This window comes from Streptomyces sp. P9(2023), assembly GCF_032436795.1.
Classification (GTDB): Bacteria; Actinomycetota; Actinomycetes; order Streptomycetales; family Streptomycetaceae; genus Streptomyces.
Genome location: NZ_JAUPWM010000054.1, coordinates 19,748 through 36,154, shown reverse-complemented (window position 1 = coordinate 36,154; position 16,407 = coordinate 19,748). Strand labels below are relative to the sequence as shown.

The following is a 16,407-nucleotide window of genomic DNA, read 5'->3' as shown; positions in this document are numbered from 1 at the left end:
ACCGTGGTGGCGACAACCGTGGTGGCGGCTTCCGCCGCGACGACCGTCCGTCGGGCGGCTTCAACCGCGACGACCGTGGCGGCCGTTCCTTCGAGCGCCGTGACAACGACCGTCCGTCCGGTGGCTTCCGCCGCGACGACCGTGGTGGCGACAACCGTGGTGGCGGCTTCCGCCGCGACGACCGTCCGTCGGGCGGCTTCAACCGCGACGACCGTCCGTCGGGTGGCGGCTTCCGCCGGGACAACGACCGTCGTGACGACAACCGTGGTGGCGGCTTCCGCCGCGACGACCGCCCGACCGGCGGCCACCGTGGCAGCGACCGTCCGTTCAACCGCGACCGTCGCGACGACCGCCCCGCGGGCGGCGGCTTCCGCTCGGGCGGCGACCGTCCGTACGGCCGTCGTGACGACCACCGTGGCGGCGACCACCGCGGCACCGGCTCGACGGGTGGCTCCTCCTTCGGCGGCCGCCGCGACGAGAAGCCGCGCTGGAAGCGCAACGGCTGACCTTTCGTCACACCCTTCGTAACACCCTGAGCAGGGCCCGTACGGCACGCGAGTGCTGTACGGGCCCTGCTTGTGTACGGCCCTGCTTGTTCGAACTCCGCCTGAACTCTTGAACGGGTTCGAAATTCAGTACGAGGGAGGGTGTGGGGCCGCTGTTAGCATCAGCGCATTCGCATGGGGGGCGGTGCGGCCGGGGGGCCGTGAACCGACTCTGCTCAGCAGCAGCAGTTCAGCACAAGCACCGCTGTCTTCCCCGTGCCTCTTCATTCATGCCTCAGGGGAGGACCCGAGTGCCTCGTAGCGCTCTTCTACGCCATTCCATCGCGGCCGTCACCGCCGCGACCCTGCTCGCCGGCATCGGCCCGCTGGCCGCGCCGGCCACCGCCGCGCCGGCCGGGGCCGCCGCTGCCGCCGCGTCGCTCGACCCGTGGTCGGCGTCCGTGCCGCTGACCGACGGCACCGCCATCCACGGCCTCGTCGACGTCAAGACGGCCAAGGACGGGGCGGTCGTCGCCCTCTGGTACCGGACGCCCGCGGACTACAGCACGCTCGAATACGTGGTGGCCGTGCGCGCGGCGGGCAGCACCACCTGGGGCGCGCCCCACGTCCTCGTCAAGACGCCCAGCGCTCGCGGCGGCGCTCAACTGACCGTCTCGGCCGACGGCTCCGTCACGGCGGGCTGGACCGAGTTCCCGAACGACACGTCGCCTGAGGACGAGAAGCCGGGCGCGGCGTTCCGGATGTCCGTGCTCCCGGCCGGTGCCACCACGTGGTCCGCACCGGTCGACGTCGCGACCTCCCCGGGCGTTCTGCACGGCGGGAAGATCGTCGGTTCCCCGTCCGGAACGCTCGTCGCGATGTGGACGCAGGTCGAGGACGGCAAGGCGGAGCTGCGCTCGTCGGTCCGTACCGCGCCCGGTCAGGCTTGGTCGGAGCCGGTCCGGCTCGACGAGCCGGCGGCGGGAGCGGGGCTCTCCTCCGAGCCGGAGATCGTCTACACCGCGGAGGGCACGGCGACCGTGTCCTTCGTGACGGCGGGCCCCACCAGCAGCGTGATCCAGGTGGTCGACCGTACGGCCGACGGCGTGTGGTCCAAGCCGGCCACCGTCTCCGCGCCCGGGCAGTACGCCCACAACCCCAAGCTGGCGCTCGGCCGGGGTGGCCACGCCGTACTGCTCTGGGCCACGTCGGGCAGCCCCGAAGGCCAGACGCAGACCGAGGTCATCTCCCGGCGCGGGCCCGGAAGCCTGACCTGGGGTGCCCAGGAGCCGGCCAACGGGTTCGACGGGGGCACCTGGCGCAAGATGGCCGTCGGCCCGGAGGGTGACGTCACCCTGCTCGGGGCGGCCTACATCGACGGCACCGGTTACAGCGCCCGGACCACCACCCGGTCCGCCGCCACCGGCACCTGGTCGGCCATCAAGACGATCTCGACCGGCTACGTCCCTGACGACCAGTTCGATCTGACGACCGGCCCCGACGGCAGCGTCCACGCCGTCTGGACCCAGGGCGACACGAACCGGAAGCTGATGACCTCCTCGCGGGTCGACGGTGCCTGGTCCGCGGCCCCGACGCCGCTCTCCACCAACCCCACCGGCTACGCCCTCGGCCTGGTCACCGTCGACGGCGCCAACCGGCCCGTCGCCGTATGGCAGCAGTCCACCGGCCGCTTCATCACCCAGCTGCGCGCGGCCACCACCGCGCCCGCGCCCGCCAAGCCGCTGCCCGCCTGGCGGGACTTCAGCGGTGACGGCAAGGGCGACCTCCTCGGGCTCACGTCGGCCGGTGCGCTGACCGTGCGGACGGGCAGTGGGACCGGCGGGCTCGGGACCGGGGCCTCGGCGACCGGTTGGCCGGCGACGTCGACGGTCGTTCCGTTCGGGGACCTCTCGGGCGACCGCTGCGACGACGTGCTCGTACGGAGCGCGGCGGGCGTGCTGACCCGCCACGACGGCGGCTGCGGGACGGCCTTCGCGCCGAACGCGCCGAAGCTGACGATCGGTTCGGGCTGGCAGGTGTACGACGCGCTGACCGCGCCGGGCGACCTGACCGGCGACGGCCGCACGGACCTGCTGGCGCGTACGCCGGCTGGTGAGCTGTGGATGTACGCCGACGACGGCGCGGGCAAGTTCAAGGGCCGCGTGAAGATCGGTGCCGGCTGGCAGACGTTCGACACGATCGTCGGCGTCGGCGACCTGAACGGCGACAAGGCCGGCGACCTGCTCGCCCGGGACACGGCCGGTGTGCTGTGGCGGTACAACGGCACCGGCAAGGGCACGTTCGCGACCCGGGTGAAGATCGGCCCCGGCTGGCAGACGTACAACACGCTCGCGGCCGTCGGTGACATCACCGGCGACGGCAAGGCGGACCTGGTCGGCCGCGACACGACCGGCGCGCTGTACCGCTACAACGGCACCGGCGCGGGCACGTTCGCGGGCCGCGTGAAGATCGGCGGCGGCTGGCAGATGTACAAGACGCTGTCGTGACGTGTGACGTGTAGTTCGGGGGCCCGTACGGTGGAAGCTCGCCGTACGGGCCTCCTGACGTCCTCGGGCGACGTGAACGGCGCGGGCGGGGCCACGGGGCCGTGGCGGATACCCGATCGGTTCCGGGGAGCGAAACGGCTATGCTCGGGTGTGTTGTGCCGAGGGCCATTAGCTCAATTGGCAGAGCAGCGGACTTTTAATCCGTTGGTTGTCGGTTCGAGTCCGACATGGCCTACAGGTGGCGGGGGAGGGGAAACCCTCCGACCCGCCGGGGAGCGCCCCGACCGGTTTCGTCCGGTCGGGGCGCTTCGTCGTTCGGCGGCGAACCGCCGGGTCCGTGTCGTGCCATCGGTGTTCGACAAGGCCCCCGTATTGCTGAAAGCCGGCCGAGGCGGTGGGTCACCTGGTCCGGTGGCGATACCTGGGCGTGCGCGTGGCAGTTCGCTGGGTGGACCTGCCCTCTGCGAACGGATACGCCTGTGCGAATGACCGACATCGAGCGTTGCGAGGTCCGGCCCGGGCAACTCGTCGAGTTCACGCTCAGTCCGGAGACCGTGGCCGTGGCGACCGGGCTGCCGGAGGACGTCCGGCCGCCCGCGTACATCCAGGAGTCGCACATCAGGACCGTACGGTCCGTGCGCGAGGCCGGGTTGTACCTCCCGACCTGGCTCGCCACGGCGTTCGACCTCCCGGGCGGCCCGGTCGATCTCGACGCGCTCCAGGACGCCCTGCACACCTGGACGCTCCGGCACGAGACCTTGCGCAGCGGCTTCCGCTGCGACGGCGGCAGGACGCGCCGGTTCACACTCGCCGCCGATGAGGTGTGCCTGCGCCGGGAGGTGGTCGGCGACTTCCCCGTCGCGTCGGACCTGGCCCGGTATCTCCAGGACCGTATCGACACCGCGACGTACGCGCTCAACTGGCCGAACCTCCTCTACGCGGCCGTCGTGCGGGACGACTGCACGAGCGTGTACATGGCGTTCGACCACAGCAACGTCGACGGCCACTCCCTCCAGCTCATCCCCGCAGAGATCCACGAGCTCTACGCGGCGGCCGTCGACGGCCGTGCCGTGGAGCGGGCGCCGGTCAGCAGTTACGTCGACTTCTGCGAGGTCGAACGGGCCGACGCGGACCGGATCGACGGCCACCACGATGTCGTCTCCCGCTGGCGGGAGTTCATCCGCCGCTGCGACGGCACGATGCCGAACCTCCCCGTCGACCTCGGCCTGGACGATCCGGGCGGGCCCGGCGGCGCGATGCCCGCGCAGCTGCTCATGAACGAGATGCTCGTGGACGCGGACACCGCCGCCGCGTTCGAGTCCTACTGCCGGCCGTACGGCGGAAGCCTCGTGGGCTTTCTCGCCGCCACCAGCCTCGTCGTCCACGAGATCGGCGGCGAACCCGTGTACCGCACGGTCGTACCGTTCCACACCCGCGTGAAGTCCCGGTGGTCGGACTCCGTGGGCTGGTACGTCGGCGGTGTACCGATCGAGATCCCGGTGGCGGCCGACTTCCCCGGCGCCCTGGCGGCCGTGCGCCGCGCCCTGCGGGCGAACCGGCCACTGGCCCGCGTCCCCCTCGCCCGGGTGCTCGACCTGCTCGGCCCGGACCTCCGCCCGACCTCGCTCGACCTGCACGCGGCCGTCTCGTTCCTGGACGCCCGGGGGATCCCCGGGTCGGAACGCTGGGTCGAGTGGAAGGCGTACGGACTGGGCCGGGTGTCGTACGGCGACAAGGTCGGCATCTGGTTCAACCGGCTTCACGAGGGCGTCTGGTTCGCCGCCCGCCACCCGGACACCGCCGTGGCGCACAAGAACATGCGGTTGTACGTCGAGCGGCTGCGGGATCTCGTCCTCTCGGTGACCCGCGCGGAACGCGACCCGGTCCCGCCCGTCTGATCGTCACGCCAGCCACTGGCCGTTGCGCATCAGGTCGCGGGCGGTGATCTCGTTCGCCTCGCGCCAGGCCTGGACGCGGCGCGGGGTGATGCGGAACCAGCGGTACCGGGTGGATTCCTCGCGGGGGTCGAAGCCGGTGCGGGCGGTGAAGCGGTCGGCGTGGTCGCGGGGGAGCGCGTCCATCGCCAGGACCTCGACATCGCCGTCGATCATGGTGACGTCGCGGGTGGAGCCGAGGGCGAGGCGTGCGGCCCCGGTGGCGGTCAGGTTCCGGCCGGTCGGGTTGTCCGCGAGGGTGGCCGCGAGCACGGCCTCGCCGTCCCAGTCGAAGGAGAGCGGCACCAGGTACGGGACGCCGTCGGCCGAGGCGCTGGCCACCCAGATGTCCACGTCGTGGGCGAGCCGGTGCTCGGTGTCGCGGCGGCGCTCGGCGCGGGAGCGGGGCGCGGCGCTCGTCTTTCCCTGGGTGGCGGTCATGGTCGTTCCTCCTGTTGTCGGTGGGTGTTCAGCATCCTTCTGTGCGCGGTGTCGCCGCTTCCGTGCCGACCACGGAACGTCCACGGATAATGGCTCGGTGTCCACTCCTGTGATCTCGGCCCGCGAGGCCGACGTCCTCGCGCTGCTCGGCGAGCACCTCAGCAACGCGGAGATCGCCGCCCGGTTGTTCATCTCCGTACGCACCGTCGAGTCGCATGTCTCCTCGCTGCTGCGCAAGTTGGAGGTACCGGACCGGCGTGCGCTCTCCCGGCGCGCGGCCGGGGACGCCCGTTCCCGCGAGTCCCGCTCCGCGCCCGCCCTCCCCGCACCCCTGACCGCCTTCATCGGCCGGGCGCGGGAGCGCGCGGAGTTGGCCGCGGCGGTCCGGACGCACCGGCAGGTGACCGCCGTCGGCCCCGGCGGAGTGGGCAAGACGCGGCTCGCGCTGGCGGTCGCGGCGGAGACCGCCGCCGACTTCGCCGACGGCGTGTGGTTCGTCGACCTGGTGCCGGTCACCGATCCCGAGCGGGTGGGGGCCGCGGTCGCCGCCGCCATGGGGGTGGGCGAGCAACCCGGCCGCGGCATCGACGACGCGCTGCTCGCCGCCCTGGCGGACCGTGAGGCGCTGCTCGTCCTGGACAACTGCGAGCAGATACGCGACGGGGTGGCGCCGTTCCTGGAACGGCTGTTGACGGCCTGCCCGCGCGTACGGGTGCTCGTCACGAGCCGCGCCCGGCTGATGGTCCCCTTCGAACGGGTCTTTCCCGTACCGCCGTTGTCGCGCGCCGGAGACGGCGATTCCGACGCGGTGGCGCTCTTCCTGGACCGGGCGGGGGCCGTCGACGCGGCCGGCGCGTTCGCGGATCCGGCGGTGCACGACCGGATCGTGGCCCTCTGCGAACGGCTCGACGGCATGGCCCTCGCGATCGAGCTCGCGGCGGCCCGGATGCCCACGCTCGGCCTCGACGGCCTCCTGGCGGGCCTCGCCGACCAGCTCCGTATCCTCGCCGGCGGATCCCGCGCACAGGACCGGCACCGGTCGGTACGGGCGGTCCTCGACTGGAGCCACGACCTGCTCGCCCCGGCGGACCGGGCGCTGCTGCGCCGCGTGTCGGTGTTCGTCGTGCCGTTCACGGCGGAGGCGGCGGGGGAGGTCGCCGGGTTCGGTCCGCTCGATCCGTACGCCGTCGCGGATGGTCTTGGACGGCTCGCCGAGCAGAGCCTGCTGACGGTGACACCGTCCGGGACCGGTACGCGGTACCGGGCCCTGGAGACCATCCGCCAGTACGGTGCGGAGCGGCTCGCCGCTGCCGCTGCCGACGAGCTGACGGCCGTACGCAAGCGGCATGTGGGCTGGTGCTTCGCCACGGCAACGGAGTTGGCGGGGCCGGGCGGTGAAGGCGCCGACTGGCGCGCCCGGTTCGACGCCGTGGCGGACGACCTCCGGTCCGCCCTGGCCTGGGCCGCCGCCCGGCCGGAACTGCGCGAGGACGCCCACCGACTCGCCCTGTCCCTGGCCGAGTCGGCCTTCACCCGGCATCTGCTCGGCGAGGCACAGGAGCGGTACGAACAGGCCGCGGCGCTCGCGAGCGGTGACGGGCCGGGCGCCCGGCCCGCATCCGGTGCCCTCCGGCAGGCCGCCGCCGTCGCCGGGTGTCGCAGGCTCGGCGACGACATGTTCCGGCTGCACCGCGCCGCCGCCGAGGCCGCCCGCCGGGCCGGGGACGACCCCGGTGCCGGCCGTGACCTGGCGGCCGCCGCCACCGTCGCGTACCGCTTCTCCAGCGAGTTCGCGCGGGTTCCGGCCGTGGACGAGGTGACCGGCCTGCTCGCCGCCGCGCGCGCGTCGGCCGGTGACGACGCGGCCGCCGAGGCCGCCGTCGCGCTCGCCGAGGCGGCCGTGGTCGCGGACGCGTTCGGCGCGGTCCAGGGGGACAGCGAGAACACGGCGGTGGAGACGGTCGCGCTCGCCGAGCGGGCCGTCGCGCTGGCCCGCCGCGCGGGCGACCCGGTCGGGGAGTCCGCCGCCCTCGACGCGCTGTCCGGTGCCCAGTCCTGGGCCGGTGACTCGTTCGCCGCCGCCGCTGCCGCCCGGCGCCGTATCGACATCCTGACGTCCGGTTCCGGCCACGGCACCCCCGCCCGTACGCATGAACTCATGGACGCCCTCGCCATGGCCGCCGGCACCGCCCTCGGTGTGGGTGACCTGCCGGCCGCCCGCCGCTGGGGCGGGCAGCTCGCCGACCATCCGCTCCTGGCCGAGGTCGGCCACCACGCCATGTCCTGGCTCCTGGTCGCGGACGCGTTCGCCGGCCACGGCGACGAGGTGGTCGCCGCCGGGACGCGGTTCCTCGACGCGTGGGAGCAGAGCGGCCGCCGCCGGTCCTTCTCCCTCGGCCCGGCCGCCGCGTCGGTCGCCCTGGTCCACGGGCTGCGCGGGGACCACGAGGCCCGGGCGGAGTGGCTGGTGATCGCAGACCGGGCGGGTACGGACGCCGAGTACCGGCACGGTTACGGCGCGGTCCTCGACGCCCTCGTCCTGCTGCACCAGGGCGACCCGGACGCGGCACTCGAACGGGTGGCACCCGAGCCGGGTCAGGTGTGGAAGTGGGTCTCCTGGATCTGGCTGCACTGGTACGTGACCCTCAGGGCCGAGGCCTCGGTACTCGCCGGGCACCCGGACGCCCGCGCCCGGATCGCCGCCGCCCGTACGACCCTCGCCCGTACGACCGTCGACCGCACGACCCTCGCCGGCAATCCGGTCGCCACCGCCCAACTCGACCGGGCGGAGGCGCTGCTCGCCCGTGACGCCCGTGACGCCCGTGACGCCGGTGACGCCGGTGACGTCGTCCCGCGTCTGCTCGCCGCGGCCAAGGCGTTCGATGCGGCCGGCTGCCCCTACCAGGCGGCCCGCACCCTGCTCCTCGCCGGAGGCCCGCACGCCGCCACCGGTTCGGCCGCGCTCGCCGGCCTCGGTCTCGGTCCCGGCCTCGCGCCCGCGAGCTAGGCGGCGGACGTCTGGGTGACGCGCCAGAGCCGGCGCGGCAGTTCGCCCTCCTCGAAGGCGTGCACCTCGTCGAGGGTCCAGCCCTCCGCGAGCGCGTCGACGAGCGCGCGCGAGAAGAAGTGGACGGCGAACCCGCCGTGTTCGTGGATGTCGTCCCCGTGCGCCACGCCCGTGCCGTAGTGCGCGTCGCCGGTGTGCCGGACGGTGTAGACGAAGACACCGCCCGGCCGCAGGACTCGCCGGACCTCGCCGACCAGCGCGTGGATCTCCGCCGTGGACAGCGCCATGCACAACAGCATGTGCGCGAAGACCGCGTCGGCCGAGCCGTCGGCCGCCGCCAGCGGCTCCCGTACGTCCTGGACCGCGGTGGTCACCCGGTCCGCGACCCCCTCCGCCCGGGCCGCCTCGCGGAGCTGGGCGAGCCCGGTCCCGCTGAAGTCGGTGGCCAGGACCGTGAAGCCCTCGTGGGCGAAGTGGAGGGCGTCACGGCCGTGCCCGGCGCCGAGTTCGAGGACGTCCCGCGCGCCACGCCGCCCGAAGAGCGCGGCGGCGTGACGGGCCGGCTCGGAGGGCTCGGAGCCGTACATCCCCGGATGGGTCGCGTACGTGGACTGCCAGTGGCGCCGCTGCTCAGCCCCGAGCCCCGCTCCGAGCCCCGCCCCGAGCCCCGCGTCGGGCATGCCCCCATCGCTCGTCGTCATGGCTCCGACAGTACGACCCGAGCTTGGCTCGCGTACGGCTCAGAGGCCCAGCGCCGCCAGCCGGTCCGGGTCCGCGATGATGGCGATCTGCGTGATGCGGTCGCCCTCGATCGTGAAGGCCATCAGACCGGACACGCGGCCGCCGTCCGCGTACGAGACGATGCCCGGCGCGCCGTTGACCAGCACGTCCTTGTACGAGCGGCGGTACGGCGCGTAGGTGAGCGCCTGGTTGATGACCGCCTCGGCGCCGCGCACCAGCTTCGAGGCCGCGGCGAGCACCTTGCCGCCGTCCGCCCGCAGCAGCACGTCCGGGTCGAGCACCGCGAGCAGGCCCTCGAAGTCACCGCCCTGCGAGGCCGCCATGAACGCGTCGACCACCTCGCGCTGACGGCTGACGTCCGGCGCCGGGCCCGGCGCCGCGCCCTGGACACGGCGGCGGGCCCGGCTGGCGAGCTGGCGCGTCGCGGCCGGGGTGCGGTCCACGATCGGGGCGATCTCGTCGAAGGACACCGCGAACATGTCGTGCAGCACGAAGGCGAGCCGCTCGGCCGGCCCCAGCGTCTCCAGGACCACGAGCAGCGCGAGCCCGACCGAGTCGGTGAGCAGCGCCTCCTCCTCGGGGTCGGTCGTGCGGTCCGCGTCGCGGACCAGCGGATCGGGGACGTAGTACTCCAGCGGGTCCTCGCGGCGCGAGGCGCGCGAGCGCAGCATGTCCAGGCAGACGCGGCCGACGACGGTGGTCAGCCAGCCGCTCATGTTCCGTATGTCGCTCAGGTCGGACCGGCTGAGCTTGAACCACGCCTCCTGGACGGCGTCCTCGGCCTCGCTCAGCGAGCCGAGCATCCGGTAGGCGACCGCCTTGAGGTGCGTGCGGTCGGCCTGGAAGCGCGCGGCCAGCAGGTCCTTGTCGTCCGAGTCCATCGGTGCTCGTCCCCTCGTAGAACGTAGATACCGTCATGCCGTCATCGGCATGACGTACGGCGCCCGCGAAACGTGACGCCGAAGTCCCTCGAACGTCCCCCCGGACGTCCGCTGCGTGAGATCCCCTGCCGTCCCCCGCCGCACGCCCGGATTTCCCCGGCCGATCCGACGAACCCCCGGGATTTGCCACTTCAGCGAAACGATCTTCGCCCGTAGATTTTCATGCATGACGACAACCGCGCAGGTCAACGCCGTACTTCGTACCCCGCCCGCCTCTCCGCAGGCCGCCGCGGCCTACTTCTCCGCCAGCCTCGCCTTCCACGCCGACGTCTCCGACGTCGCCGGCGCCCTCGCCGCCGACGGCGACCCCGGCTTCGTGGTCATCGACTCCCGCTCCACCGCGTCCTGGGACCAGGGCCACGTCCCCGGCGCACTCCACCTGCCGACCGCGCTCATCGCCGAGCAGGCCGAGCAGCTGCTCGACAAGTCCGTCCCCGTGGTCACGTACTGCTGGGGCCCCGGCTGCAACGGCGGCACCCGCGCCGCGCTCGCCCTGGCGCAGCTGGGCTTCCAGGTGAAGGAGATGCTCGGCGGCTTCGAGTACTGGGTCCGCGAGGGCTTCGCGTACGAGACGTGGGAGGGCCCGGCGAAGAAGGACGCCGACCCGCTGACCGCCCCGGTCGACTCCGAGGACTGCGGCTGCTGAGGCCGCGGGGGTCATGCGATTAGGGGATCTGCTCGCCATGCCGTAAGGTCATATTCACCGACGCGGGGTGGAGCAGCTCGGTAGCTCGCTGGGCTCATAACCCAGAGGTCGCAGGTTCAAATCCTGTCCCCGCTACTCAGTAGCAACGAAGGCCCGGATCCAGTCACTGGATCCGGGCCTTCGTCGTGTGTGACTCCGTGGTTTTGACCTTTACGCGGTCGATGACGACGAAGCCGACGAAGGAGTACGTGACCGGCCTCGGCCGGATGTACGTCGACGACCCGCGCTTCACCGTCAACTACGACCAGCACGGCGAGGGCACCGCCCTTCTCGTCCGGGACGCGATGAAGGTCTACGCGGAGCGGAACCTGTAGCGGAACCTGTCACGGAGGCGGCGGTCCTTGTCCCCCACATGGCCGAGCGGGGGTCGCAGCGCGGCGCGGCTCCCGCCACCCTGGGGAGGGCGCGGTACCGTCCGTCGCCGTGCCGTGTACGGACCGGGCAGGAGAGCACAGGTGGGCCAGGGGCAGGGCCGGGGGAAGGGCAACGGGAACGGCCGGGGGAACGGGCGGGCGAACGGGCAGAGGAACGGGTGGGTCTACGGACTGGGCGGCGGTCCGGCGAACGGCCGCGGCGGCCCGCAGGCGAACGGGCTCGACCGGCCGGCGGGCGGGGGCCGGGCGCCGCGCGGCGGGCGGGCCGAGCGGGCCCGCCGGTTCATCCGGGCGCTGCCGCCGCTGGTGATCCTCGGCGGAGTCGTCTTCGACCTGTCCACCCCCGCCTCGTACACGGCCTCCCCGATGTTCTCGGCCGCGCCGCTCATCGCCGCGCCCTTCTTCTCGATGCTGACGACGCTGGTCACCTGCATCGCCGCGGTCCTCGCCAGCGTCGGGCTGCACCTCTACAACGACACCGCCACCGACGTCCCCGCCCTCACCGGGACCCTGACCGTCGTCACCGTCTCCGCCCTCGCCCTGCTCATCAACCGGGTCGTGCGCCGCAGCGGCGAACGGCTCGCGTCGGCGCGGGTGATCGCGGAGACCGCGCAGAAGGCCGTGCTGCCGACGCCCGCCGAGCGGATCGGCGGGCTCCAGGTCGCGGCCCGGTACGAGGCCGCGCAGGCGGACGCGTTCATCGGCGGTGACCTGTTCGCCGTCCAGGACACCCCCTACGGGGTACGGCTGGTGGTCGGTGACGTGCGCGGCAAGGGGCTGGACGCGGTCGAGGCGGTCGCGGTCGTGATCGGCGCCTTCCGGGAGGCGGCCGAGCAGGAGTCGAGTCTGGAGGGCGTAGCGCAGCGGCTCGAACGGGCGCTGGCCCGGGAGGGCACGCGCCGCTCCGGCCTCGACGCCTTCGAGGGCTTCACCACCGCCGTCCTGGCCGAGATCCCGCGCGGCGACGGGCGGGTACGGATCGTCAATCGCGGCCACCCCGAACCGCTGCTGCTGTACGCGGACGGGGGCCTGGCGCTCCTGGAGCCGACCGAGCCCGCGCTGCCGCTGGGCATGGGCGAGCTGGCCGCCTGGCCGGACCGGGCCGACGAGGCCCCGTACCCGCCGGGCGCCACGCTCCTCCTCTACACCGACGGCCTCTCCGAGGCGCGGGACGCGGCGGGGGACTTCTACGAACCGGCCGAGCGGCTCGCCGGGCGGATCTTCCCGGGGCCGGAGGAGCTGCTCGACGCGCTCGTCGACGACGTCCGCCGGTACACGGGCGGCGGGGCCACCGACGACATGGCGCTGCTCGCGGTGAGCCGGCCCGCAGAGGGCCAGCCGGACCGGCGCCGGACGATGCCCGTGGTGCCCTGACCGACGCGGTGACAGTCACTGTGACCATCCGTAGTGGAGAGGTACCGCTGCGATAACAATTGATGCACCGTCAGTTCCCGGTTCCCTGTGAAAGTCTGGACTGAAGCAGGATCAAATCGGTCTGTACCAGCTCAATCTCGCGGATGATCAACAGGAACAGCTTGGAATCCGGCCCTCGCGTCTATTAACGTTCGATAACGCAGCGCGGTCGTCCCAGCCGTCGTAAGAGACGGCACCGTGCGCACGCGCCGAATCCTGAAAGGGAACCGGGGAACCACTACTTGGGGTGAATCGGACACCGTCGTACTCGTACGACACCGTCCGTAGGAGACCTTCCTGCTCCGAACCCGTCAGCTAACCCGGTAGGCGAGAAGGAAGGAAAGGAGTACGCCTCCGTGGCGTCCAACAGCCCTGCCCCTGAAGGTCTTTCAGACAGGTTCAACGCGTTCGGCGCTCGTGGCGCCGCCGGGACGGACGACGACGCGACCACGTGGGGGGAGTGGAACCCCACCGAGGACTCCCTGCGCCAGCAGGCCCGTTCGGGTGGCCGCCACCGTGTCGTGAAGCAGCGCTCCGGCTTCGCCCGCTCCTCCACCGTCCTCGGCGTCGGTGTCATCGCGGCCGTCGGCGCGGGCGGCATGGCGACCGCCAAGGACAAGCCCCCGGTCTCGATATCGCTCCCCGACCTCAACCTGCCGGACGCCTCCGAGCTGCCCGGCGTCGGCGAGTTCCTCTCCGACGGTGCTGAGGGCACGGACGGTTCGGGCTCCGGGACGAACAACCCGCAGCCGCTCACCGCCACCCTCGCCCTGCCGGCCGAGAGCGCCGGAAAGACCGCGGGGACCGAGAGCACCGCCTCCGCCGCGACGGCCGACGCCGGCGAGGCGCTGCGCGCCCGCATCCTCCAGCAGGCCGAGCAGCAGCAGGCCAACGCCGACGCCGCCGAGAAGGCCGCGGCGGAGAAGGCGGCCGCCGAGAAGGCCGCCGCCGAGGCCGCGGTCCAGGCCGAGAAGGCCGAGAAGGAAGCGGCCGCGGCGAAGAAGAAGGCCGAGGAGGAAGCGGCGGCGAAGGCCGAGGCGGAGCGTCTGGCGAAGCTCGCCGCGAGCTACTCGCTGCCCACGTCCTCGTACACCCTCACCTCCACGTACGGCCAGTCCGGCTCCATGTGGTCCTCCGGCCAGCACACCGGCCTCGACTTCGCGGCGCCCACCGGCACGCCGGTCAAGGCGGTGAACGGCGGCACGATCAAGTCGGCGGGCTGGTCCGGCTCGTACGGCTACCGGATCGTCCTGGAGCTGGAGGACGGTACGGAGGTCTGGTACGCGCACCTGTCCTCGATGACGGTGAGCGCCGGCCAGTCCGTGGGCACCGGCGACACCATCGGCCGCGTGGGCGCGACCGGCAACGTGACCGGCCCGCACCTGCACCTGGAGATCCACACCCCGGGCGGCTCGGGCCTGGACCCGGCGGCCTGGCTGGCGAACAAGGGCATCTCGGTCTGACGCGAGGGTGCCTCCCACGCCTCCCGACTCCGGCAGTCCTGGCGGCACCCCCCCGACGTCGGGGCTGCCGGAATACCCCGTCATGGGACGGTCGTTGACCGTCCCATGACCTCTCTCCGCCCGCTGGGCAGCTCGGACCTGCACGTCTTCCCGCTCGCGCTGGGCGGCAACGTCTTCGGCTGGTCCGCCGACCAGGCACAGACGTTCGCCGTCCTCGACGCCTACACCGCCGCCGGCGGCAACTTCGTCGACACCGCCGACATGTACTCCGCCTGGGCCGAGGGCAATCAGGGCGGCGAGTCCGAGACGCTGATCGGCAAGTGGCTCGCCGGCCGCGGCAACCGCTCCGAGGTCGTCGTCGCCACGAAGGTCGGCGCCCACCCCCGGTACAAGGGGCTCGCCGCGACCACGATCAAGGCCGCCGTCGAGGAGTCGCTGCGCCGCCTCGGCACCGACTACATCGACCTGTACTACTCGCACTTCGACGACCCGGCCGTCCCCGTCGAGGAGATCGTCACCGCGCTCGACCAGCTGGTGAAGGACGGCAAGGTGCGGGCCGTCGCCGCCTCCAACATCTCGCCCGAGCGGCTCCAGGCCTCCCTCGACTTCGCCGAGACCGAGGGCCTCGCCCGCTACGTCGCCCTGCAGCCGCACTACAACCTGCTCTCGCGCGACACGTACGAGGGCGAGCTCCTGGCCACCACCGAGCGGGCCGGGCTCGCCGCCCTCCCGTACTTCGCGCTGGCGTCCGGCTTCCTCACGGGCAAGTACCGCCCCGGGAAGACCGTCGACAGCGTCCGCGCCGAGGGCGCCGCCGAGCACGCCGAGACCGAGCGGGGCCGCCGGATCCTCGCCGCGCTCGACACCGTGGCCGAGGCGCACGAGGCGGAGGTCGCCACCGTCGCCCTGGCCTGGCTCGCCTCCCGGCCGACGGTCACGGCGCCGATCGCCTCGGCCCGTACGGTCGAACAGCTGCCGGCCCTGATGGCGGTGGCGGACCTGCGGCTGACGCCGTCGGAGGTGGACCTTCTGACGAAGGCGTCGGAGGCGTCGGAGGCGTAGGGGGTACGGGGGTCAACTCTGGTACGGGTTGTAGCCGCCGTAGTCGAGGTACTGCGGCGGCGCCCAGACCCGGCCGGTCGCCCGCGCGGCGTATGTGAGGGCGGGGGAGGCGACCGGCTTGCGCTGCCAGAGGTGGTGCAGCAGCTCCTGCTCGCGGGCCGTGAAGTCGGGGTCCGGCGCGCCGCGCTGGGCGCGGTGGCGCAGGAAGGCGAGCGTCGTCGCGAACGCCTCGTACTCGCCGACCGCGGTGGCGGCCGGCGGGCCGTACGTACGGCGGGCGAAGTCGCGGGCCATGGAGCGCGCCCGCATCGAGGAGAGCGCGAGCGGCTCGGCGGGCGAGAGCCAGCCGGCCGCCGCGTACGCCGGGAGCTGGCCGGATATCGTGCGCAGTTCGCGCTGCCTGCTCCATATCGCGAGCCAGGTCAGCAGGCCGAAGGCGGGCACCATGAACATGCCGTAGACCAGGATGAAGCCCAGCGGCCCGAGGAGGGTCGCGGAGCCGTTCCACAGGGCGTGCATGAGCATGGCGAGGAGCAGTCCGGCGAGCGGCAGCAGGACCCGGCGCACCCGCAGGAACTTCCGGCGCGAGGTGGCGAGGGCGGCGAAGGCGAAGCCGAGGCCGGTGAAGACGGTGAAGAGCGGATGCGCGAACGGCGACATCACGATCCGTACGAAGAAGGTGCCGGCGGTCATGGAGCCGAGGCCGCCGGAGCCGAGGTCCTGGTCCTCGCCGAAGGCGTTGCCGAGATAGAGGATGTTCTCGGTGAAGGCGAAGCCGGTGGCGGTGAAGCCGGCGACGACGACGCCGTCGACGAGACCGGTGAAGTGCCGTCTGCGGAAGAGGAAGATCAGCAGGATGGCGGCCCCCTTGGCGCTCTCCTCGACGACCGGGGCGACGACCGTGGCGCCGAGGGACTCGGCGGAGGCGGGGTCGGCGGTGGCGGTCGCGATCCAGCGGACCGCGAAGGAGTTGGCGAGGATCGCGACGAGCGTGGCGGCGCAGGCGCCCCAGGCGAAGGCGAAGATCAGGTTCTTCCACGGGCCCGGTTCGACCCGGTCCAGCCAGCGGAACGCGGCGAGCAGCAGCGGGACGGGCAGGACGGCGAGCCCGAGGCCGACGAGGAATCCCTCGGTGCCGGTCTGCTCCCGCACGATCGCGAGGATCACCAGCGCGCAGAGCGCGAGCACGGTGATCACGGCGACGGCCCGGACCACCTTGCTGCGCCAGAAGGCGCGACGAGGCCTGTAGCGCCACTGGGCGCGGTCCGGAACGGCCGGGAAGGCCGGCTCCTCGGTGTCCCGGGTGGGGACGGGGGCGCTGTTCGACACGTGA

The 16,407-nt window shown here is 73.0% G+C and carries 11 protein-coding genes, 2 tRNA genes, 2 pseudogenes and 1 riboswitch; of the genes and pseudogenes, 11 read left to right on the top strand and 4 right to left on the bottom strand.

The window, feature by feature from the left end; genetic code table 11:
• From Q5762_RS35135 to Q5762_RS35120, 4 genes and pseudogenes are all read left to right on the top strand, one after another.
• Positions 1-506 (top strand): annotated as a pseudogene (locus tag Q5762_RS35135) (RNA helicase); the annotation flags it as partial.
• A 290-nt stretch (positions 507-796) separates the two neighbouring features.
• Positions 797-2,992, top strand: coding sequence for a VCBS repeat-containing protein (locus tag Q5762_RS35130; RefSeq protein WP_315896374.1), 2,196 nt, complete (start codon positions 797-799; stop codon positions 2,990-2,992).
• Positions 2,993-3,154: 162 nt separating this feature from the next.
• Positions 3,155-3,227, top strand: a tRNA-Lys gene (locus Q5762_RS35125).
• Positions 3,228-3,471: 244 nt separating this feature from the next.
• Positions 3,472-4,890 (top strand): condensation domain-containing protein, encoded by a 1,419-nt coding sequence (locus Q5762_RS35120; RefSeq protein ID WP_315896373.1) that lies wholly within the window; start codon positions 3,472-3,474, stop codon positions 4,888-4,890.
• 3 nt (positions 4,891-4,893) lie between these two features.
• Here the strand turns inward: Q5762_RS35120 and Q5762_RS35115 are convergent, their stop codons facing one another.
• Positions 4,894-5,367: a pyridoxamine 5'-phosphate oxidase family protein gene (locus tag Q5762_RS35115; RefSeq protein ID WP_315896372.1), complete on the bottom strand. Its 474-nt coding sequence runs from the start codon at positions 5,365-5,367 to the stop codon at positions 4,894-4,896.
• Between the two features lie 97 nt (positions 5,368-5,464).
• On the opposite strand from Q5762_RS35115, the gene Q5762_RS35110 reads away from it, so the two are divergent.
• Positions 5,465-8,374, top strand: a complete 2,910-nt coding sequence (locus Q5762_RS35110) for a LuxR C-terminal-related transcriptional regulator (RefSeq protein WP_315896371.1) — start codon at positions 5,465-5,467, stop codon at positions 8,372-8,374.
• Here Q5762_RS35110 and Q5762_RS35105 read toward each other — a convergent pair.
• Complete coding sequence (locus Q5762_RS35105) at positions 8,371-9,075, bottom strand: class I SAM-dependent methyltransferase (protein ID WP_399495410.1); 705 nt, start codon at positions 9,073-9,075, stop codon at positions 8,371-8,373. The genes Q5762_RS35110 and Q5762_RS35105 overlap by 4 nt on opposite strands.
• Before the next feature lie 39 nt (positions 9,076-9,114).
• Positions 9,115-9,996: an RNA polymerase sigma factor SigJ gene (gene sigJ / locus Q5762_RS35100; protein ID WP_315896370.1), complete on the bottom strand. Its 882-nt coding sequence runs from the start codon at positions 9,994-9,996 to the stop codon at positions 9,115-9,117.
• 226 nt (positions 9,997-10,222) lie between these two features.
• On the opposite strand from sigJ, the gene Q5762_RS35095 reads away from it, so the two are divergent.
• The 6 genes and pseudogenes from Q5762_RS35095 (at position 10,223) to Q5762_RS35070 (ending at position 15,074) form a co-directional block, all read left to right on the top strand.
• A complete protein-coding gene (locus tag Q5762_RS35095; protein WP_315896369.1) occupies positions 10,223-10,702 on the top strand; it encodes a rhodanese-like domain-containing protein in 480 nt (159 codons plus the stop codon).
• A gap of 61 nt (positions 10,703-10,763) precedes the next feature.
• Positions 10,764-10,837: transfer RNA gene (locus tag Q5762_RS35090), tRNA-Met, on the top strand.
• An 83-nt stretch (positions 10,838-10,920) separates the two neighbouring features.
• Positions 10,921-11,076 (top strand): annotated as a pseudogene (locus Q5762_RS35085) (TipAS antibiotic-recognition domain-containing protein); the annotation flags it as partial.
• Between the two features lie 231 nt (positions 11,077-11,307).
• A complete protein-coding gene (locus Q5762_RS35080) occupies positions 11,308-12,510 on the top strand; it encodes a PP2C family protein-serine/threonine phosphatase (protein ID WP_399495418.1) in 1,203 nt (400 codons plus the stop codon).
• A gap of 236 nt (positions 12,511-12,746) precedes the next feature.
• Positions 12,747-12,894, top strand: a riboswitch (cyclic di-AMP (ydaO/yuaA leader).
• Positions 12,895-12,905: 11 nt separating this feature from the next.
• On the top strand, positions 12,906-14,012 hold the full coding sequence (locus Q5762_RS35075) for a M23 family metallopeptidase (protein ID WP_315896368.1): 1,107 nt from the start codon (positions 12,906-12,908) through the stop codon (positions 14,010-14,012).
• Between the two features lie 105 nt (positions 14,013-14,117).
• The gene (locus tag Q5762_RS35070; RefSeq protein WP_315896367.1) at positions 14,118-15,074 is read left to right on the top strand and encodes an aldo/keto reductase; all 957 of its coding nucleotides are present in this window, start codon (positions 14,118-14,120) and stop codon (positions 15,072-15,074) included.
• A gap of 12 nt (positions 15,075-15,086) precedes the next feature.
• On the opposite strand, the gene Q5762_RS35065 is transcribed toward Q5762_RS35070, so the two are convergent.
• Entirely contained in the window at positions 15,087-16,403 is a 1,317-nt protein-coding gene (locus tag Q5762_RS35065) for a PrsW family intramembrane metalloprotease (protein WP_315896366.1), read from the bottom strand.
• Positions 16,404-16,407: the final 4 nt, after the last annotated feature.